This is a genomic window from Patiriisocius marinistellae, assembly GCF_009014635.1.
Classification (GTDB): domain Bacteria; phylum Bacteroidota; class Bacteroidia; order Flavobacteriales; family Flavobacteriaceae; genus Patiriisocius; species Patiriisocius marinistellae.
Genome location: NZ_BKCF01000005.1, coordinates 19276 through 41255, shown reverse-complemented (window position 1 = coordinate 41255; position 21980 = coordinate 19276). Strand labels below are relative to the sequence as shown.

The window sequence follows — 21980 nt, the reverse complement described above, 5'->3', positions numbered from 1 at the left end:
TTTTCATTGTTATAAACAAAATAGCTATCTTTTACATTTCTAAAAATACAACAGTGCGTTCATTTTTCCTTTTATTTCTCCTTTTTTCGGTGTTTTATATTTCGGCACAAGAAAAAACCATTAATTTCCCGCATGATTTCTTCGGGAATTACACTGGTACACTACACATTTATAATGACAAAGGGAACACCGAGTATCCTATGGAATTCCATTTACAACCCACTAGTTTTGAAAAGGAATACACCTATACTATTATCTACGGAAATGGAGAACAACGACAAGAACGTTTATACACATTAAAAGAGAAAGATGTTGAAAAAGGAATATATGTAGTCGATGAAAACAACGGAATACTTTTAGAAAACAAAGTCATAAATAATAAACTATACACACTATTTGAAGTTAACGACAGTTTATTAACCACCTTTATAACTTTTGAAGAAGACCATTTATTATTTGAAATTATTTTTGTCCAAACAGAGAAAAAATGGAAAAGTGGTGGTACTCAAGAAAAAATACCCGAAGTATTTTCATACCCAATCCAAGTAATACAACAAGCTACGCTTTTAAAGCAATAATCATTGTCATTGTATAAGAAAGAAGTATCTTTGCTCAATAATTAAAGAGGAAAGATTTGACTGCTTGCAACCTCTTCTGAAAATTTTAAATTTCAGAAAAAATAATCCAATAACTATTGGATTAAAATGCTAAATCAGGTATTACATTTTTTTTGTAATCTTCTGTGACCACTTGCGTCAAATCAACCTCAACATTTTAAACATTAAAACCCATTTTATGGCGTATTTATTTACTTCTGAAAGTGTTTCGGAAGGACACCCAGATAAAGTTGCAGACCAAATAAGCGATGCATTAATTGATAATTTTCTTGCCTTTGACCCACAGTCAAAAGTAGCTTGCGAAACGCTTGTAACTACTGGACAAGTGGTGCTTGCCGGCGAGGTTAAAAGTGACGTATATCTAGACGTGCAAAAAATTGCACGTGATGTAATCAACAAAATTGGTTACACAAAAGGAGAGTACCAATTTGACGGTAACTCCTGTGGAGTACTCTCTGCGATACACGAGCAAAGTGACGATATTAATCGTGGTGTTGACCGTGACACCAAGGAAGAACAAGGTGCAGGCGACCAAGGAATGATGTTTGGCTATGCTACAAAGGAGACTGAAGATTACATGCCTTTAGCACTTGATTTATCTCATAAATTATTGCAAGAACTTGCAGTACTTAGAAGAGAAGAAAAAGATATACCTTATTTAAGGCCAGACTCAAAAAGTCAAGTAACTATTGAATATAGTGATGATAATAAACCAGTGCGCATTGACAGTATTGTAATATCAACTCAGCATGATGACTTTGACGCTGATGATACAAAAATGCTTGCTAAAATTAAAAGTGACATTGTTTCTATTTTAATCCCAAGAGTAAAAGCGACATTAAAACCAGAAATTCAAGCATTGTTTAATGATGATATTACCTATCATATTAATCCTACAGGTAAATTTGTAATAGGCGGTCCTCATGGTGACACTGGCCTTACAGGTCGTAAGATTATTGTTGATACTTATGGTGGAAAAGGCGCACACGGTGGTGGTGCTTTTTCAGGAAAAGACCCTAGTAAAGTAGACCGCTCTGCAGCCTATGCAACAAGACACATTGCTAAAAACATGGTTGCTGCTGGAGTTTGTGATGAGCTTTTAGTACAAGTAAGTTATGCAATAGGAGTCGTTGAACCTATGGGGATTTTTGTAGATACCTACGGAACTAAAAAAGTAAACTTAACAGATGGAGAGATTGCAAAAAAAGTAGCACAAATTTTTGACATGCGACCTTCTGCAATTGAAACTAGACTAAACTTACGCCAACCTATTTATAGCGAAACTGCTGCTTATGGACACATGGGACGTAAAAACGAAGTTGTCTCTAAAACATTTTCATTACCAAATGGTGGCGATAAAACTATGGATGTTGAGTTGTTTACTTGGGAGAAGCTTGATTATGTAGACAAAGTAAAAGAAGCGTTTGGATTATAAACCATGTATTAAACACAAAAAATAACAAACCTACGAAACAATGTAATTTGCTTCGTGGGTTTTGATTTTTTTTGAATGAGGCTTCTTTTAATTAGCTGCATTTTCAGCTAGGTTAAATAAGGCTGTATTTATTGTATTAATTACCTCATCATTTCCATTAATTGCGTGTCTATCTTTTAAGTAACTTGGTGTATTGTAAGATATTTTTACCACACCTTGTGCATCTTCCCAAACTAGCATTTTTTGCGGTAGATCAATGGCAGTGGTTTGTTTATTTTGCATTAAAGGTGTCCCCAGATTAGGATTCCCAAAGACAATCAAACGTGTGGGATTTAGTTCCATATTTACGCTCTGTGCGTTTGCTTGGTGATCCAACTCCGCCACTACCGTTAAATTTTCGTTTTCCATAATACTATTACGCAACTTACTATATGTAAGATTAAAGTTGTTATCACTTACTACAGTCGAGATTCCTTGATTTAATGTAATTGAAGTAGCAGGGTTTTCTGACGCTGTTCCATTAGTAACGCCTGTTGCTATATTATTGAGCGCTGCGCTAATTTGTCCTATGGTTTGAGCGCTACCCACATCATGCCTTGCGCTCAAATATGTAGTCGTATTAAACGCTACAAATACGTTGTTATCTGCATTTTCATATACGAGCATTTTTTGTGGTAAATCTAACCCTGCCAATTGGTCTTCTTGCATTAAAGGTGTACCCAACGCAGGATTTCCAAAAAGTATAACTCTAGTATTTGGGAGCTCTAATCCATTATTTTGTGCATTTTGGGTATGGTTTACTTCTGCTACGATAGAAATATTTGGATTGCTCTGGAGCGCACTTCGTAAATCTAAATAGGTATTTGAAAAGTCTTTTTCGCTCAAAGAATATCCAAGCCCACGTGTTTCTGGAGTTGTTATGGTAACTTCACCTCCATTATTATCATCATTTTTATTACATGATGTACAAGATAAAAGGGCTAAAGAAAAGGTAAGAAAAAGGAAATATTTCATAGATATAATTTTTTTATTAAAATTACACGGCACGTTATTACTTGCCTATGCGATTAAGAAAGATTAACAATAAACTCTCAATATATTGTTAACGCAAATTATATGATATTATGATTTTTCGCTTTTTGAACAGCTTCAATTTTACTATGCACTTGCAGTTTTTTGTAGATATTTTCAATGTGTTTTCTCACCGTACTTGGTGACAAAAAAAGATTATTTGCAATCAATGAATAACTCAAACCTGTACTTAATTGCTCTAAAACCTCAACCTCTCTTTTTGATAGAGAAATTTCCTCCTTGTCTTTACGATTATCAATATTCAACGGATTACGTAATAATTTTAGCGTTTTCATTGCAATTGATGGATTCATCGCCGCCCCTCCAGAAATTGTCTCTAGAATTCCATCATACAATTCCTGCGGTCCAGTCTCTTTTAATAAATACCCATCTGCCCCAGCCTTAATAGCATTAAAAATATGCTCATCATTATCAAAAGCAGTAAGCATAATAATTTTTATCTGCGGAAATTTCTTCTTTACCACCTCTGTTGTCTCAATACCATTAAGTACTGGCATTTCAATATCCATCAAAATCAAATCAATAACATGATTTTCATCAAGTTTTGATAACAACTCGCTCCCATTTAATGAAGTGTGTTTTACATGGACATCATCAAAAAACGACAACTTTTCCTTGACCGCATGAATCAAGAAACTGTTATCGTCAACAATGGCTATCTTTAAAGACAATTTTTATGGATTTAGTTTAGCAAAATAATTAGTTAGTTGAAAGAATCACTTTGTTTAATTGTATCAAATTTCAGCAATTAAATTTTTAATTTATATAGGGCAAATGCCTTATTTACAAAATTTTTAAAACAATTTCTGTTCCATTTAATATTTCAGAATTAAAGACAATTTCCCCTTCAATATCTCGTGTACGTTTTCTCATATTATTAAGTCCATTGCCCATTACCACTTCATTTATATTAAAACCTCTCCCATCGTCTTTGACCACAACTTTAAAAAAATTTTTCTCTTCTGAAATTTTAATATCAATACTATTTGCATCTGCGTATTTAATTGCATTATTAACTCCTTCTTGAATAATACGATATACATTCATCCCAACTACAGAGCTTAGCATTGCTTTTTTAGATACATTATCATCCACAATAAACCCAACCGAAGTTGTTGAAACACCTTTTGCTTTTTCTACAAAATTTGCTATCCTCACTTGTAAATCTTCAAACGAAATCTCTTCTTTATTCATTGCCCATATCGTATCCCGAAGTTCATAAATTGTTTGAGATGTAAATTGACTTATACCGCCTAATTTGCTTGCTAATTTTTCTTTCATTTCGGGAAAACCAAACTTTAGATTATCAAGGCTACTTATAATAAATGTAAGTTGTGACCCTATATTATCATGCAAGTCACGTGAAATACGAAGGCGCTGTTCTTGTAATTTATTTTTTGTTTCAATATTAGCTAATGCCTGTTTTAACTCTACCTCCTTTTTAAGCTGACGATTTTTAAGACGCTGTTGGTTATAAAACAAATATCCTAATAATCCAAGAATAATGGCTATACCTAAACTTCCATAAAGAAGATTATTTTTTTGATTGACTTCTATTTCCTTTTCAGCTAGTTGAGCCCGTTGTTTTAAAATCTCTTTTTCTTTGAGTTGAGTTTGGTATTTTGTTTCAAGTTCAAAGATTGTTTTTGTTTTATCTGCTCTAAAAAGGCTATCGTTCTCAGCATTAAATAACTGTTTAAATTGGTATGCTTGTTTATAATTTTTATTTCGTGCGAATGCGCTTGCTAATTTATCATACACTCTAACTTCAAATTCTTTAAAGCTATTTTCTTTAGCTAACATTAATGCTTGCTCAAAGTAATTAATTGCTTTTTGAGGTTGATTTTTATATAGTGAATTTTGACCTATCCCTATATAGGTATTTGTTAGCTCATAAAAATTTTTATCAGCTTTAAATTGCTGAATAGCTTTTAAATACAACGCTTTTGCTTCCTCATGAAACTTTAAACTGTCTTTTGCTACTGCAATATTATTTTGCATGTAGGGAACATAACGCACATACCCCAATTTTTCATATTGATTTGCTGCCTCGATTGCATAACTAATTGCTTCCTCATACTTTTCCATTTGAAGCAATAACGAACCTATATTTCCTCTTGTAATAACTTGGCCTACTTCATTTTTAGTAGATTCATAAATTTTTAAAGCTCTCTTATAATATGACAACGTTCTATCAAATTCTTTTTGCTTTTTATAAACAATACCAATATTGCCTAATACCATTGCAACATTAGCTTCATTATTAGAGGTGTTTTCGTAAATTTTTAAAGCATCAAAATAATTTTTTAATGCACTGTCATAAGCTCCAGACTCATCCAGAATAATACCTAGATTATTATGATTATCTGCCATGCCTAAACTATCATCAAGCCCTTTATGTATTTTAAAACTCCGGTTTTGATATACTTGAGCGCTGTCAAACATACCTCCAGCTTGGAATGCACTGGCAATACTATTGTAAGAAGCAGCAATACCCTTTTTTATATTCTCTTTTTTCGAAATTTTAAGGGCTTTTCTACCATAATAAAAGGCACTGTCTTGGATTGAATTTTTATACTCCCATGACAATTCATTGAGGGTAACTACTAACTGTTCTCCCTGTTGGTTTTTTGAAACTTCAATCAAGCTATCCAGTCTTTCTTGCGCATTTAAAAAGGCAAATGAAAAGCAGAAAACAAAGGAGATAAGATTTAATTTTAACAAAGATATTTTGCTTAATGAGTTAGTTGTCATAAAGCTACAAAACTATTTTATGTTGAACAACAAGTGACTCGTTTAGATTGTATTCCAAAAAATCATACTTTTTAAAATAATAGTGTCTCTCTTCAATTTGAGAAGAATGTACTTGTAATGATTTTGATAAATTTTGACATGTATGACTATGTGTTTTTCTGAGCAACTTATTTCTGAAATTAAACACTAGTATAATAATAGTACAGATAAATATAAGCAGAAGTCCAAAAACAATAGCTATCATCATAATTTTTAAATATTTCCGAAGAAAAAACCCTGCACTCCACAGCGCAGGGCTCTTCAAACATTGTAATTACTCCTCAATAATTACAACTTTATAATCTGTTATAAATTGATACTAAATGAACCAGATGTAATATTCTTAATAGAGTCATCATTGTTGTTTTTACCATCAAAGAAAAAAGTGCCCTTTACTGCAGTATCACTTACTTCGGTTATATTTAATTCACCTGCAATTCCGCTATCTGCATATGGTGCTGACCATGTTTGTGCATCTTGTGGGTTTGAAGGATTTACTTCAATGTAAGAACCTGTTACAAAAACCATATTATCTCCACCTATATTATAGGTGCCAACACCCTCGTAACCACCACTCACAGTAAGCGTTATATTTTTACCACCTAAATCGTTAGCCGTTATTAATAGCGATTGGGTGCCACCTGCGCTTTGAATTACTGCAGTTGTTGCAGCAGCATTACTAGTAAAACCTGCACCGCTCACTGTTGCCGTCAAAGTGCCATCTGCTGCAGCTCCATCGCCGCCTGCGTCGTCATCGCTTTTACAAGCAACAAGAGAGGATACCATAATAATTGTAAGGAAAAAATGTTTGAAAAGTTTCATAATTTTGGGTTTTAAATCCTCATCTATAGAGGAATGATTAGTTATGAAACAAAGATGCCCTAAGAATCAAACAGATTCAATAGGGCATTTGACGTATATCGCTAAATTGATGGCAGTTACTTTAAAATAACTTAATTAAAATCTACTTGAGGTAATATGTATTTTACTTCGGAAATTTTAGACTTTAAATCTTCTTTAAATTTTAAATGCCCCTCACTCTCCTCGTTAAAAGGACGGTGGAGTAGCCCTTTTTGAATGGTGTCAATTTTTTTTTGAAGTGGTTCCGTTTCCGAAGCAATCCAAACCGTTTTAAATTTTTCCCAAATAATAGAAATAGCAGTATTGTTAGGGTGGATTAAGTCCTCTTCGTAAAAACGATAATCACGAAGTTCATCCATCATAATCTCGAAAGATGGAAAATAATGAGTGTTTTTTCTAGGTTCTATAACATCGTGAACACCTGAAATCAAACGCGCCTTACTTAGGCTATTTGCTACAATACCATCTTTAGTATGTCGCACGGGCGAAACCGTATTAATGATTATACAATTAGGATTTACATTTTTAATTAAAGCTTCAATACCTTGCAATGCATCGCTTACATCGTAAGGCGACAGCAATTCTTTTAAAAACTTTTTCTGCGGAATTTTATGACAATTAGCAACTACCATATCGCTTGCAATTTCACGATATACCCAGGCTGTTCCCAAGGTCAATACTAAATGAGAAGCTTCAAAAATATAATTTTTAAAATCATCTATAACTGCATTAAGCGTTGACAAAAACAACTCTTTATCTGCATTTGAAAGCGAAGAATGAACTTCAAAGCAATGCCATTGTTCATTATGATAAAAGATATCATTTTCTGTAAAATTGACTTCATTAATTGCGCGAGTAATTAACTTCTCTATTGCAATAGGATGAAATATAATCCCGAAAGGGTTTACTAAATTTTGAAACTTAAAGTATTCCAACTTCTCCCCAATATTCTCAGCAAAACAACTCCCTAAAAAAAGCACTTTTGAGTTATAATCAATTTGATTTAGCGCTGCTGAAAGTGGAATTGTTGTTTGGAGTTTCATTCTACTATAAATAAGCTTTTACTTCTTCAAGTGCTTTTGCAATTCCATCAGGGTTTTTTCCACCTGCTGTCGCAAAAAATGGTTGTCCGCCGCCGCCACCTTGAATGTGTTTTCCTAGCTCTCTAACAATAGTTCCTGCATTGAGGCTTTTTTCGGCCACTAGTTTTTTGTCGATGTAGCACGTTAATAAAGCCTTCCCATCATTATTACTTCCAAAGAGAATAAATAAATTATCTATTTCTCCCCCAAGTTCAAAAGCTAAATCTTTGAGTGAATTAGCGTCTAAATCCAATTCCTTTGTCAAGAAATTAACTCCGTTGATTTGACTGACTTCGGCTTTTAAATCGCCTTTAATATTTTTAGCTTTATCTTTTAATAATTGTTCTACTTGTTTCTTTAAATCTGCGTTTTCTAATTGTATTTTTTCGATAGCTGCAGTAGGTTCTTTGGCATTATTTAAAAGTGATTTTATATCGGCGTAAGCCTTATCGTTTTCTGCAAAATAATCTTTTACTGCATCATTGGTAATTGCTTCAATACGGCGAACTCCTGCTGCAACTGCTCCTTCACCTTTAATTTTAAAGTGCCATATATCTGCAGTATTGGCCACATGAGTTCCTCCACAAAGTTCTATCGATTGCCCAAAACGAATGGTACGCACCGCATCTCCATATTTTTCTCCAAAAAGCGCCATCGCACCTTCTTCAATTGCTTGTTCCATGGGAACACTTCGGTTTTCTTGAAGTGGTAAACGACCTGCTATTCTTGCATTTACAAAATCTTCAACATCACGTAATTGCTCATCAGTAACTTTTGAAAAATGTGAAAAGTCAAAGCGTAAATATTTTGAGTGTACCGAGCTTCCTTTTTGCTCAACGTGAGTTCCTAAAATTTCGCGCAACCCTTGGTGCAATAAATGTGTAGCTGTATGATTACACTCTGTTCTATAGCGTTGTTTTACGTCAACAACTGCTTTCATTGTCGCATCTAAATTCTTAGGTAAGTTTTTTGCGAAGTGAATAATTAAATTATTCTCCTTTTTAGTATCAAGGATGTATATAACGTCGCCATTAGGTTGTTCTAAATAACCTTTATCTCCTACTTGCCCACCACCTTCTGCATAAAATGGTGTCATATTAAATACAAGTTGATACTGCTCACCGTCTTTCTTTGATGTTACTTTACGGTAGCGCGTTAAGCTTACTTGTGTTTCTAGTGTATCATACCCTACAAACTCCTCTTCTGCATCTTCTTTTATGACAACCCAATCATCAGATTGTGATGCAGATGCTTCTTTCCCTCTATCTTTTTGTTCTTGTAATTTTTTGGCAAATTCCTTTTTTGAATATGTAAAACCTCTTTCTCTTAGAATAAGATCTGTTAAATCTTCTGGAAAACCATAAGTATCTTTCAACTCAAACACTTTTGCACCAGAAATTTCTTTAGAACTTTCACCTTCAATCATTCTATCAAGTAAAACTAATCCTTGGTCTAGAGTGCGTAAAAAGGAAGTTTCTTCTTCTTTAATTACATTTTCAATAAGTTGTTTTTGGCTTTTAATTTCAGGAAAAGCATCGCCCATTCTTGCACTTAATATTGAAACGAGCCTGTAAATAAAAGGTTCTTTTTTATCTAAAAATGTAAAACCATAACGTACAGCACGTCTTAAAATACGACGTATTACATAACCTGCTCCTGTGTTACTTGGTAATTGTCCGTCTGCGATTGAAAATGCTACCGCGCGCACGTGGTCACTAATTACTCTAATCGCAATATCAATCTTTTCATCTTTCCCGTAATCTGTATTTGTGATGGTTTCAATTTCACGAATAATAGGTGTAAAAACATCTGTATCATAGTTAGATGTTACATTTTGCAACACCATACATAAACGCTCAAACCCCATCCCAGTATCAATGTGCTTATTGGGCAAAACCTCAAGGCTACCGTTTGCTTTGCGGTTGTATTGCATGAAAACGAGATTCCAAATTTCCACCACTTGTGGATGATCCATGTTTACTAATGACTTGCCATCAACTTTGGTTTTTTCTTCTGCAGAGCGAATATCCACATGTATTTCAGAACAAGGCCCACATGGTCCTTGGTCGCCCATTTCCCAAAAATTATCCTTTTTATTCCCTTTAAGAATTCTATCTTCTGAAATATATTGCTTCCAAATATCGTATGCCTCCGTGTCCATTTTGAGATTATCAGCATCATCACTCCCTTCAAAAACAGTTACATATAAAATGTCTTTGTCTATGTTGAAAACTTCGGTTAAAAGCTCCCACGCCCAAGCGATTGCTTCGGTTTTAAAATAATCTCCAAAACTCCAATTACCCAGCATTTCAAATAAAGTGTGGTGATAGGTATCGTAACCTACTTCTTCAAGATCATTATGTTTTCCACTAACACGAAGACATTTTTGTGTATCAGTTAACCTAGTGTTCTTAGGGGTACCGTTTCCGAGGAAATACTCTTTAAAAGGTGCCATCCCACTATTGACAAACATTAACGTAGGGTCGTTTTTCAACACCATAGGTGCAGATTGTACAATATCGTGTGATTTTGATTCAAAAAACTCTAAAAACTTGGAGCGTATTTCGCTGGACTTCATAGGTTATATTTTGTGGTAGCTAATACGATTTAGTGTAGTAGCGAAACAATTTCTATATTTGTGTAACGTTGTGCTAAAAAGCGCAACATATCAACGAGCAAAAATAAGTTTTTTTGGCGTATGTCTAAGGTAAAATATTATTACGATAGCGAAACTCTTTCCTATCGAAAAATAGAACGAAAAAAGGGCCGCAAGACGAGCATTTTTTTCTTGAGTGTATTGGGTGTTGTATTAAGCGGCTTCCTATTAATGCTATTTTTTATAAATCTCCCTGGGTTTGAAACTCCTAAGGAGAAAACACAAGCACGTGAGCTAGCGAACCTAGAATTACAGCTAGATTTATTGAATAAAAAAATGAATGAAGCAGAGGTGGTGCTTCATGAAATTGCAGATCGCGACAATAATTTGTATCGTGTTTATTTTGAAGCAAACCCTATACCAGATGAGCAACGTAAAGCTGGTTTTGGTGGAATTAATAGATACAAAGACCTTGAAGGGTTTGACAATTCTTCATTAATAGTTTCAAGTAATAAAAGATTAGACATTCTCACAAAACAAATTGTTGTACAATCAAAATCACTAGATGAGATTGCGATTATGGCAGAAGAAAAGGAAGAATTATTAGCTGCGATTCCAGCAATACAACCTGTAAATAATGAAGATTTAACACGCATGGCTTCTGGTTACGGGTATCGTACAGACCCATTTACAAAGGCACGTAAGTTTCATTTTGGGATGGATTTTACTGCGCCTCGTGGAACGCCAGTATACGCGAGTGGTGATGGCACTGTGACGAGAGCAGACAACTCAGCTTCTGGTTATGGTAATCACATACGCATAGAACATGGTTTTGGGTATGAAAGTCTTTACGCACACCTCTACAAATACAATGTCAAAAGGGGTTACAAAGTAAAACGTGGTGACCTCATTGGGTTTGTAGGAAGTACGGGAAGATCTGAGGCTCCACATTTACACTATGAAGTTTTTAAAGATGGAGAACGCATAAATCCTATTAACTTTTACTACGGAAATTTAAGCCCCGAAGAATTTGCAGATATATTAAAGAAATCTCAAGCGGAAAATCAAAGTTTAGATTAGTGTTTCATTTAAATTTGATTGAACTTTATCTAAAATTATTGAAAGGACATTTTAAAAATGATCTTTACAGATTTTCAAAGCTTTAAATACTGCCTAACAACTAAACATGACCTATTAAACAATGCACATAAATTTACCTGAAAAGCTATATTATAATATTGGCGAAGTAGCCACTGCTTTTGGCGTGAATAATAGTTTGATTCGTTTTTGGGAAAAGGAATTTGATGTATTACAGCCTAAAAAAAACGCTAAAGGAAATCGAAAATTTACACCAGCCGACATTAAAAATCTGGAATTAATTTATCACCTAGTTAAAGAAAGAGGGTTTACTCTTGAGGGTGCTAAAATCCATTTAAAAGAAAATAAAAAGAAAACGCTAGATAATTTTGAAATCATTAGAAAACTATCCAGTGTTAAAGCAGAATTACTTAAAATAAAAAACCAACTATAAAATACAAATCATGAAAAAATCACTCATTTTTATTATCGCAGTCGTAGCTATTCTTGCTATTATAGGGTTTACAATGGGACCTAAATTTTACAACACTGGAATTGATCTCAAAGAAAATGCAACAGCACAGTGGGGTAATGTTGAAAGTGCTTACCAGCGTAGAGCTGATCTTATTCCTAATATTGTAAATACGGCAAAAGGATATGCTGAATTTGAGCAAGAAACATTGACTAAGGTTATTGAAGCTCGAAGCAAAGCAACTTCAATAACAATAGACCCAACAAACATTACACCTGAGAAAATGGCGCAATTTCAACAGGTTCAAGAAAACATGACTGGAGCATTATCAAGATTACTTGCAGTATTTGAACGTTATCCAGACTTAAAAGCTAATGAAAATTTTAAAGAACTCATCAACGAACTAGAGCGCACTGAAAACAGAATCAATGTGGAGCGTAATCGTTTTAACGAAAGCGCAAGACCATTTAATAAGCACATTCAAACTTTTCCAAATAATATGATAAATAATTTTGTTGGGAAATTTGATCAAATAGCCTATTTCAAAGCAAAAGAAGGTAGTGATGTTGCTCCTAATGTGGAGTTTGATTTTAGCAAATAGTTTTTAAAGAATATCATCAATGTTTAAAAGTTTTCAAATTTTAATATGGCTGTCCTTATTGACTAATTTTTGCTATGCACAAGAGTTACCTACGTCAATCACAGAAAAACATGTTTTAATTGAGGGAACAAACATTTACCTCATACCACCTACAACTTTTGAACAGTCCACAAACTTTAAAGGATTGGCAAATCCTGAAGATCAAACAATGATGATAATGACTATGGAAATTCCAGGGCCTTATCCAGAAGTAAAAAATGGATTTACTACGGAAATGTTAGAAAAACAGGGTATGGAGTTGAAAAGCAAAAAAGAAATTAAAATTGCTGGATATGATGGCCTATATATTGAGTTAGATCAATCTGCTAATGGTTTAGTATTTTCAAAAGAAATGTTGATTTATGGAAATAATGAATTTACAATGTTGATTAATGGCATGCATTTACAAGAAGATATTGCAGCTGGAAAGTCGATAAAAGCAAGTGTACTTTCAGCGTATATAGATAATGATTTAGCATTATCCCCTAGAGAAACATTAGCCTTTACTGTAGATGAAACAGTTGGTGCTCTAAAGTTTAACTCGGTAATTGGAAATGCTATGTTTTTTAACAGAGATTTAAAAACACCTACTGAAAGTGAAGATAAGGCTACGTTAATAATAGATAAATCATACGCCGAAGTAGAAATCAGAGATAAAAAAAAGTTTTGCATCTCAAGGTTAAATAGCTATCCAGATACTTATTCTTTAATTAAAGAAAAGGGAGTTGAAGATATTAGTTTAGACTCTATAGATGGTTACGCACTTTATGCTAAAAATGACAATACTGAGAACGAAGAAATGTATCAAGTAATCTTATTTAATGAAGATGGAGGCTACTTTATATTTGTTGGAACATATCTCTCAGAAAGCGTGAAAGCAGAAAGCGATATTAAAAAAGTAATTGAAACATTTAAAACGAAAAATTAAATTGAAATATATTTCAGAAGAAAATAATATTTTAAATAATTAAAGAACACCGCTAATGTCAAAAGTAGAAGATTTTTTAACAGCTGAAGGCGAGGCTAGTATTATTAATGCTATTCGTATTGCTGAAGGGAATACCAGTGGAGAAATACGCGTACATCTTGAAGCTACTTCAATAATTGATGCCTTTGATCGAGCTGCAGAGATTTTTGATATTCTACACATGAATAACACAAAGCATAGCAACGGTGTACTTATTTATGTTGCCGTTGAAGACAGAACACTTGTTATTATGGGAGATAAAGGCATCAATGATAAAGTATCACCACATTTTTGGGAAAGCACTAAAGACGTCATTATTGACCATTTTAAGAAAGGAAATATTGCCCAAGGCCTTGTCGATGGAATTATAAAAGCTGGGGAACAATTAAAAAAGTACTTCCCTTATAAATCTGGAGATGTTAATGAATTACCAGATGATATATCAGTGGGATAAATCGCTGATTTCACAATAAACTAAACTTGTTTACTTGAGTATTAATCAACAATAATTTGAACAAAATTAAAACATATATTTCTGCTTTACTTTTTACTCTTTCTTTATTAATGAGTGGAAATGTAGTGGCGCAATTTGAAATCCCATCTGTTCCTAAGGAGCAGACATCTGTGTATGATTATATTAATTTGTTGACACCTTCGCAGAAAAGTTCACTTGAACAAAAATTAGTTAGATATGCAGATTCTACCTCAACCCAAATAGTCGTCGCCATTATTAGCACCACTAAAGGGGAAGATATTTCGTTTTTAGGAGCAAAGTGGGGACAAAAATGGGGCATTGGTCAAGCAGATGAAGACAATGGTATTTTAATATTATTAGCTAAAGATGATCGACATGTTGATATTAATACGGGTTATGGTATTGAATACCGTATTACAGATTTAATGGCTGAGCGTATTATAAACCGTGTAATGGTACCACAATTTAAAGCAGGGAATTTTTATGGTGGACTTGACCAAGCAGCAGATTCAATTTTTGCGGCACTTAATGGAGAATTTAAAGAAGAACGTGACTTCTCAAATGAAGGCGGCATTCCTCCTCAAGTAATTTTCTTTTTAATTTTCCTTTTTATTGTATTTGTAATTGCACTAAGCTCTAAGAAAAATGGACGAGGAGGAAAAGGTGGTAATGGATCAAGTACAGGAAGTAGTTTACTAGACATTATTATACTTTCAAACATGGGCCGTACTGGTGGCTTTGGAGGTGGGAGTTTTGGTGGCGGCTCTTCAAGCGGAGGCTTTGGAGGTGGTTTTGGCGGAGGCTTCGGTGGAGGTGGCTTTGGAGGCGGAGGAGCTTCTGGAGGCTGGTAATTTTAACTAAATAGTACTCAAAAAAACCTATGTCAATTATAAAATAAACTACTTCAAAAAAAGTGGCGGTGGTTGATTAAAAATAAGTGGTGACTTTGATTCTAATTTTAAATTGTGTCAACAAATTTTAATAAATTGTACTTGCTTCCCGTAGTCAAATTTCCGAAGTAAAAAGTCCATTCAAAAAATCCCTCAACTCTTTAAAATTATAAATCATTTAAAAAGAAACCGCCTATCTATATTTTTCACTATTCAATATTAATCCCACCAGCCATTATCATCAGTCTCACCCTTCTTGCCTAAAGTATTAAACTTATAACTAAAGCTTAGCATAAAGTATCGTTGTAATACGGTGCTTTGAATATCTTGAATATAATCTGCTGTGGAGGTGCGGCGAGCATTTGTATTCTGGTTTAGCAAATCGTATGCTTTTAGGGTTAACAACCCTTTATTATTGATGACTGAATATGAAACTGAGGTGTTCCAAAAAACAGCACTTTTTTGAAAACCATCTGCAACGTCTGGATTATAATTATAATTAATATCATTGTTCCACTCAAACCTTTCAGGATATGTAAAATTAGTTTCCAATTCTAAAGTATGCTGTAAGTATGTCTCATCTTCAAAAGCGACAAGATCAAATGTATTTTTACTTGAACTAATTGAGTATGTTGGTTCTATTGTAAATAAATCTTTCCAAGTAAAACCTATTCCTACTTTGGGACTAAAAGTTATTGTACGACTATCATATTGAATTTCATTATTAAAATTGACGGTTTTATTTCCATAGAAATTTAAAACTAAATTTAATTTAACGGTGCGAATACTATCTAATTGTTTTGATTTATTCCACCCTAGATTTGCGTTGTAATCATAAACGCCATCCACATTTGTAAATGTTGTAGTTCTAACAAAATTTTCATCTGTTGTGGTTTTTGAAACTACATTATCGTTACTCAAACTACCATTTAAATAACCAAAAAACCCAGACTTGGTTTGATAATCATAATTATTCACTCCAGCATAAATGCTATGACGGTTTGTAGGTTTTAAATCTGGATTTCCAGTCCTAATGTTAAGTGGGTTTGTAACATTCACATAAGGCGACAACTGCCCCACTGAAGGTGCGTTGTTACTTAGCCTATACCCCATCCAACTGTGAAGCTTTTTAGTAAAGGAATAGCTTGACCTCAGCCCTGCTTCGATGGCGTCAAAGTCATTTTTAAAAGTTACATTCCTTACTTGGTCATCACTCTCTAATTTTCTAGAGACGTATCCTACATTTGCTGAAATATTAAAGTTTTCGCCTCTAAATGTCAACCCAATCTCTGGTTTAGAACTCTTATTTTTGTTATTAAAATCTGTGCTTTGCTCAATATTAAATAGACCATAGGTTTGAGTACCTTCATCAAAATCAAAAACACTCTGTTTATCCTCTCTGTCATCAGTTTCGTAAGTATATGTACCTTCAAGGTACAATTTTTTTGAAAATATAGGATACCTTAATCTTGTTTGTACCTCAAACCCACTATTCTTTTGTTCACCGTCAGTGCGTTGATTTCTTATAATGGTATTAGGGTCATCGCCAAAAATCTCTGTATTACTTTGCAGCTCGTCATCATTTTCATCTTTAGAAACATCGTTATTAAATCGTATTCTAAAAAACCCGCCATTAGCACCATATTTTTTTGTGAGTTCTAGTCTATTTTCAAAAGAAGAATTTTTGCTCTCACTTAATCTATTAGTGCTTGATTGGTTTGTTATATCCCCGTTTAATCTACTAGAAGTTTCAGTATCACTATATGCACTTACCCCCTTACTATAATTAAATTGGGGTCTTATTTCAATCTGAAATGTGCTGTCTATTTCAGTTTTGAATGAGACATTTACATTGTGACCATCAGTTTCACTCTTTGAACTTGAAGCACTGTTTGAAATAAACCTATCATCTGGAAGGATATTTTCTCTATTTCTAATTTCGTTATTAAACGAATTTGATGCTGAATAAAAATAGTCTGCGGAAATTTCTGTCTCTTTACCCAGCTCATCTGCAAAATTAGCACCACCTACTCTTGAGTTTGTAATTCCTTGTCCTCCTCCAAAATTGCGCCCTCCGTAATTAATAGCCCCGTTACTGTTCATAGAAACATACCGAGCGCCACCAAACATTTTATCTAATTCTCCAAAGCTAAACCCAGGCGAATTTGTATTATTACCACCTCCTAGCGCACTTACTCTTAATTCATTATCAAAATAATTAATTAGCCCTGCATATTCAAACCTTTCATCAGTACCTCCTCCAGCTGCAACTCTTCCAAAGATTCCTTTATTTTTTTCTTCATCAATTGTAATATTGATGGTCTTATTTTCATCATCACCAGCTTCTCCAGCAAATGCTTCGCTATCCGTTTTTGTATCTGTTACTTGAATTTTATCAACTATCTCTTTAGTAAGATTTCGGGTGGCAATGGTTGGGTCATCTCCAAAGAATGGTTTCCCGTTTACTAGAATTTTATTTACTGGTTTTCCATTAACAGTAATATTCCCTTCACTGTCTACCTCAACGCCAGGAAGTTCTTTTAAAAGATCCTCTACATTTGCATCTTTCTTAGTTTTAAAAGATGCTACGTTAAACTCTAATGTATCTTTTTTGATTGTTACAGGTGCTCGCTTTGCGGTGATGGTTATACCGTCTAGTTTTTCAGAAGAAGGCAACATTTTTATATTTTCTAAGTTTACAATTCTATCTTTTATTGAAACTTTTTTCAAGTAACCTTCATAACCTATAAAGCTAATATTGACATTTACCTCTTTTGCTCCAGAATTCCCAATTAATTTAAAATATCCATTTTGATCACTTATAGTATATGTTACTAAGGTTGAATCTTGAATTTTCTCTGCATAGACTGTTGCAGATTCTAGAGGAACACCACTTTGTGCATCTGTAAGGGAACCCTCAATAATAAACTCTTGAGCAAATATTATGGATGTGAAAAAAAATAGCGTTAAGGTTAGTAAGCGCATGCGATTGATTTTTGATTGACTATAAAACAACGGTTTAAACAAATAATTGTTGCCGCGATATAAAACAAACAAGCTATCTAAACTAATGTTACATTTGAGATATCATATCAACCAGTCTATTATTGGTTTGCACTATATCTGCCTCTATTTGAGTGAGTTTTGTAATTGTTGTAATTGTTGAGAATCCTTTAAAATGATATACAAGCCATAATTTACCATTAATACTGTGAGTTGTAAAAAGTGGTTGGACCGTTTTTATAAATTGAGGCATCCTATCCCTAAAATTTGAACGTAGCGTATGTCTATAATTTTCGATAGCACTCACTAGAGTTTGGCCCTTTTCTGAAATATTATCCCCTTCAAAAAACAACGTATCATAATACTTTGAACCGTTCATTTCTTGATAGTTTTCACTTAATTCAAGTCCGTTAGATTTTAATGAGTCAATTACTAACCTTAATTGTTCACTTGCCTTTGAAACTTGAATTAGCTGTGTTGAATATAAAGGGTATTCTTTGATTGCTATTTGTAAGGTAGCATCATTAACGCTTTGGCTTTCAATGTTTGCTTTTTCAAGACTAATATTTATTTTTTTGGAGGCATCAAGGACTTCGTTGTTGTTTTTTTCGGCTATATTATTACAACTCATAAAAAAAACAACACATAAAAAAGAGACTATAATAGCAATGAAACGCACAGTTATTTTTTACGAATATAAACAGTTACAGGTACACCATTAAAATCAAACTCTTTACGTAATTGATTTTCAAGATAACGCTTATATGGGTCCTTTATATATTGAGGCAAGTTTGCAAAAAACGCAAAACACGGGTGCGGTGTAGGCAATTGTGTAATGTATTTAATTTTTACATATTTTCCTTTGTGCTGTGGAGGTGGCGTTCTGTCAATAATTGGCAACAACGTATCGTTTAGCTCACTCGTTTTTATCCTCTTACTTCTATTCTCATAAACCTCAACAGCTGTTTCAATAGCTTTGAAAATGCGCTGTTTGTTTAAAACTGACATAAAAACAATAGGCACATCTGTAAAAGGTTCACATTGTCGACGAATATAAGTTTCAAATTCCTTAGCGCTCTTAGTATCTTTTTCAATTAAATCCCATTTGTTAGCCAGTATTACAACACCTTTATTGTTGCGATGTGCTAGCCAAAATATTTTTTGTACTTGACCGTCAAATCCACGTTCGGCGTCAAAAACAAGAATAATAACATCACTATGTTCTATAGCGCGTACACTTCGCATTACAGAATAAAACTCCAAGTCTTCTTTAACTTTTCGTTTTTTTCTAATTCCTGCAGTATCAACAAGATTAAACTCAAACCCAAAACGGTTGTATTTTGTATCAATACTATCTCTTGTTGTTCCCGCAATATCTGTTACTATGTAACGCTCCTCACCAATTAAAGCATTTATAAATGATGATTTTCCAGCATTAGGTCTTCCTACTACAGCAAAACGTGGTAATGCATCTTCAGTTTTTTGTTCTTGCTCTGGCAATGCTTTTATTAAATCATCCAGCAGCTCTCCACTCCCACTTCCATTAATACTCGAAATAGTATAAAAATTCTCAAAACCTAAGGAATAAAACTCAACAGCATCTTGAGCACGCTGTCCATTATCCACTTTATTAACGGCTAAGAAGACAGGCTTTTTAGATTTTCTAAGTAAACGGGCTACTTCCTCATCCATTCCTGTAACTCCCGCTTCTACTTCTACCATGAAGATAATAGCATCAGCTTCATCAATGGCAAGTTCTACTTGTTTATCTATTTCGGCTTCAAAAACATCATCACTACCTTTCACATAACCTCCAGTATCAATCACAGAAAATTCTTTCCCATTCCAATCACTTTTCCCATAATGGCGGTCTCGTGTAACCCCACTCACAGCATCAACAATGGCTTCTCTCCTTTGTATCAACCGATTAAAAAAAGTAGATTTTCCCACATTAGGGCGTCCTACGATAGCAACTATACTCATAATTCATCAAATTTAATAGTTTGCAAAAATACTCTTTATTTGACAGAAAAACCATGTATAACAGGTAGTTCTACTTAAACTTTATAAAGCTAAAAATGTAAGCGAAATTAAAGATTATTCTGACTTTCTTCGGAAATATTATTCATTAGAAAAAACTCAATATGTATGCTATGTTTAAAAGCTAAACAACATATTTTTAAGGTTTTTGTTGAAAGCACCTCACAAGCATCTGGTATAATTCTGGATGTTTTTTTTCAAAGAGGTCTGGACGTTCAAAAAAATATTCGCTTACAACCGCAAAGAATTCGCCTTGATTTGTTCCTCCATATTTTCTAATGTCGCTTTCATTATTATTAATGGACTCCATTTCATCATGCATTAATTTTGTCCAAGGTATGATATACTTATGTTCCAACAAGCGTTCTGGAATGCCATCTGTTTCACCATCAAGCTTATCAAGCAAATGCACAAACTCATGTACGGGTGTATTGTGCTTGTCTGTGTTGTTTTCAAATGCATGATGAATTGCTCTTTTTGACAAGATCATTTGCTTTTCAAACCGTCCCGTTCCTACCAGACCTGCAATCATGCGTTGATTACCCTAGCCTGTAAATTCTAAATCTTCAGTAAAATTATCTGGATAAATGAGTATGCTACTCAAGTTATTGTAACGCCAATCACCAAATCCAAAAACGGGTATTACTGCACTTGCAGCAATTAGCATTCTATCTTCTTCTGTTACTTGTGTTTTAACACCTTCAATATTGATTTCACTTAAAAAAGCCATCATTCGTTTTTTGAAAACCTTTCTTTTTTCCTCAGATAGATTTTTATAAAACTGCACACGATTTAACAATGCTTTGTCCCATTCCTTCGGAAATTTTTGCACAGCCTTGCTTTTTAAAGTACTAAACGCGTAGATAGCAAAAATAACGAGTAGAACAAATAGAATTATTGGGAGAAGCATATAAATAGATTTAAACTTTAGTAAATCAAAAACTTTCAAAGTATACTTTGAAGAAAATTAAACTAATACTAGCAACCTAATTTTAAAATAAACTAAGATTGACAAGGAATAAAAATTAACTATCCTTTGTTATTATACCCAAAACGCCTCAACTGTCTCACATCGCTTCTCCAGTTTTTATTCACTTTTACATATGTTTCCAAGTGTATTTGTTTTCCGAAGAACTTTTCAAGGTCTTTTCTTGCTTCAATCCCCACGCGTTTGATAGCTTCCCCTTTGTGACCAATGATAATCCCCTTTTGAGAATCACGCTCCACCATAATCACAGCTCTAATACGAATAATATCTTCATCTTCAAAAAACTCTTCTGTATCAATCTCTACAGAATAAGGAATCTCTTTTTTATAATGAATCAATATTTTCTCTCGGATAGTTTCGTTTACAAAAAACCGTTCTGGCTTATCTGTTAATTGATCTTTAGGATAAAATGGAGGTGAGTCTGGAAGCAGTTCTATAATACGAGTAAAGACTTCGGCTACGCCAAAGTTTTGTAAAGCAGATATCGCAAAAATCTCTGCATTAGGCACTTTTTCTCCCCAATGTTCTAAAGCTTCTTTTAACAACACTTCATTCCCTTTATCAATTTTATTAAGTAATAATAAAACGGGAATTTTGCTTGCTTTAATTTTGTTGAAAAACGCCTCATCCTTTAACTCCTTTTCTCCAAGCTCAACTATGTAAAGTAATACATCTGCATCTTCAAACGCACTTTTTACAAAGTCCATCATATTTGATTGTAGCTCATACGCAGGTTTTATAATTCCTGGAGTGTCGCTAAGTAACATCTGAAAGTTATCACCATTTACAATTCCTAAAATTCTATGACGTGTGGTTTGTGCTTTTGAAGTAATTATAGAGAGTCGTTCGCCTACAAAGGCATTCATTAAGGTACTTTTACCCACATTAGGGTTTCCTATAATATTTACAAATCCAGCTTTATGTTGTACTGTAGTTTCTTCCATAGTGCAAA

General features: G+C 33.7%; 18 protein-coding genes and 1 pseudogene. 8 read left to right on the top strand and 11 right to left on the bottom strand.

All coding sequences use genetic code 11. The features are described 5' to 3' along the window. Positions 1–53 precede the first annotated feature (53 nt). Positions 54–578, top strand: coding sequence for a hypothetical protein (locus GB234_RS12100; protein ID WP_151894837.1), 525 nt, complete (start codon positions 54–56; stop codon positions 576–578). A gap of 217 nt (positions 579–795) precedes the next feature. Beyond that, positions 796–2052, top strand: a complete 1257-nt coding sequence (gene metK / locus GB234_RS12095; protein ID WP_151894836.1) for a methionine adenosyltransferase — start codon at positions 796–798, stop codon at positions 2050–2052. Positions 2053–2139: 87 nt separating this feature from the next. On the opposite strand, the gene GB234_RS12090 is transcribed toward metK, so the two are convergent. The 6 genes from GB234_RS12090 to alaS all read right to left on the bottom strand — a co-directional run bounded on the left by GB234_RS12090 (position 2140) and on the right by alaS (position 10458). After that, positions 2140–3066 (bottom strand): DUF302 domain-containing protein, encoded by a 927-nt coding sequence (locus GB234_RS12090; protein ID WP_151894835.1) that lies wholly within the window; start codon positions 3064–3066, stop codon positions 2140–2142. 98 nt (positions 3067–3164) lie between these two features. Beyond that, positions 3165–3815: a response regulator gene (locus GB234_RS12085; RefSeq protein WP_151894834.1), complete on the bottom strand. Its 651-nt coding sequence runs from the start codon at positions 3813–3815 to the stop codon at positions 3165–3167. Positions 3816–3927: 112 nt separating this feature from the next. Next, positions 3928–5898, bottom strand: a complete 1971-nt coding sequence (locus GB234_RS12080; protein WP_151894833.1) for a tetratricopeptide repeat-containing sensor histidine kinase — start codon at positions 5896–5898, stop codon at positions 3928–3930. 345 nt (positions 5899–6243) lie between these two features. Next, positions 6244–6759, bottom strand: a complete 516-nt coding sequence (locus GB234_RS12075; RefSeq protein WP_151894832.1) for a DUF6252 domain-containing protein — start codon at positions 6757–6759, stop codon at positions 6244–6246. A 131-nt stretch (positions 6760–6890) separates the two neighbouring features. Next, positions 6891–7841, bottom strand: a complete 951-nt coding sequence (locus tag GB234_RS12070) for a GSCFA domain-containing protein (RefSeq protein ID WP_151894831.1) — start codon at positions 7839–7841, stop codon at positions 6891–6893. A gap of 4 nt (positions 7842–7845) precedes the next feature. Continuing rightward, the gene (alaS, locus tag GB234_RS12065) at positions 7846–10458 is read right to left on the bottom strand and encodes an alanine--tRNA ligase (RefSeq protein WP_151894830.1); all 2613 of its coding nucleotides are present in this window, start codon (positions 10456–10458) and stop codon (positions 7846–7848) included. 120 nt (positions 10459–10578) lie between these two features. Between alaS and GB234_RS12060 the strand changes: the two genes are divergently transcribed. The 6 genes from GB234_RS12060 (at position 10579) to GB234_RS12035 (ending at position 14958) form a co-directional block, all read left to right on the top strand. Next, complete coding sequence (locus GB234_RS12060; protein WP_151894829.1) at positions 10579–11556, top strand: M23 family metallopeptidase; 978 nt, start codon at positions 10579–10581, stop codon at positions 11554–11556. Between the two features lie 121 nt (positions 11557–11677). Further along, positions 11678–12007 (top strand): MerR family transcriptional regulator, encoded by a 330-nt coding sequence (locus GB234_RS12055; protein WP_151894828.1) that lies wholly within the window; start codon positions 11678–11680, stop codon positions 12005–12007. Positions 12008–12017: 10 nt separating this feature from the next. Further along, positions 12018–12626 (top strand): LemA family protein, encoded by a 609-nt coding sequence (locus tag GB234_RS12050; RefSeq protein WP_151894827.1) that lies wholly within the window; start codon positions 12018–12020, stop codon positions 12624–12626. 19 nt (positions 12627–12645) lie between these two features. Continuing rightward, complete coding sequence (locus GB234_RS12045; RefSeq protein WP_151894826.1) at positions 12646–13593, top strand: hypothetical protein; 948 nt, start codon at positions 12646–12648, stop codon at positions 13591–13593. Between the two features lie 55 nt (positions 13594–13648). After that, positions 13649–14086 (top strand): TPM domain-containing protein, encoded by a 438-nt coding sequence (locus GB234_RS12040; RefSeq protein WP_151894825.1) that lies wholly within the window; start codon positions 13649–13651, stop codon positions 14084–14086. A gap of 110 nt (positions 14087–14196) precedes the next feature. Further along, positions 14197–14958, top strand: coding sequence for a TPM domain-containing protein (locus GB234_RS12035; protein ID WP_151895075.1), 762 nt, complete (start codon positions 14197–14199; stop codon positions 14956–14958). Positions 14959–15216: 258 nt separating this feature from the next. Here the strand turns inward: GB234_RS12035 and GB234_RS12030 are convergent, their stop codons facing one another. The 5 genes and pseudogenes from GB234_RS12030 to era all read right to left on the bottom strand — a co-directional run bounded on the left by GB234_RS12030 (position 15217) and on the right by era (position 21972). Then, positions 15217–17982 carry an outer membrane beta-barrel protein gene (locus GB234_RS12030; protein ID WP_151894824.1) on the bottom strand — a complete coding sequence of 922 codons (2766 nt, stop codon included), beginning with the start codon at positions 17980–17982 and terminating at the stop codon, positions 15217–15219. An 88-nt stretch (positions 17983–18070) separates the two neighbouring features. Further along, on the bottom strand, positions 18071–18631 hold the full coding sequence (locus GB234_RS12025) for a hypothetical protein (protein WP_151894823.1): 561 nt from the start codon (positions 18629–18631) through the stop codon (positions 18071–18073). 50 nt (positions 18632–18681) lie between these two features. Further along, positions 18682–19986, bottom strand: coding sequence for a ribosome biogenesis GTPase Der (gene der, locus GB234_RS12020; RefSeq protein WP_151894822.1), 1305 nt, complete (start codon positions 19984–19986; stop codon positions 18682–18684). 193 nt (positions 19987–20179) lie between these two features. Further along, positions 20180–20950: pseudogene (locus GB234_RS12015) on the bottom strand (M90 family metallopeptidase). 119 nt (positions 20951–21069) lie between these two features. Further along, positions 21070–21972, bottom strand: a complete 903-nt coding sequence (gene era / locus GB234_RS12010) for a GTPase Era (RefSeq protein ID WP_151894821.1) — start codon at positions 21970–21972, stop codon at positions 21070–21072. Positions 21973–21980: the final 8 nt, after the last annotated feature.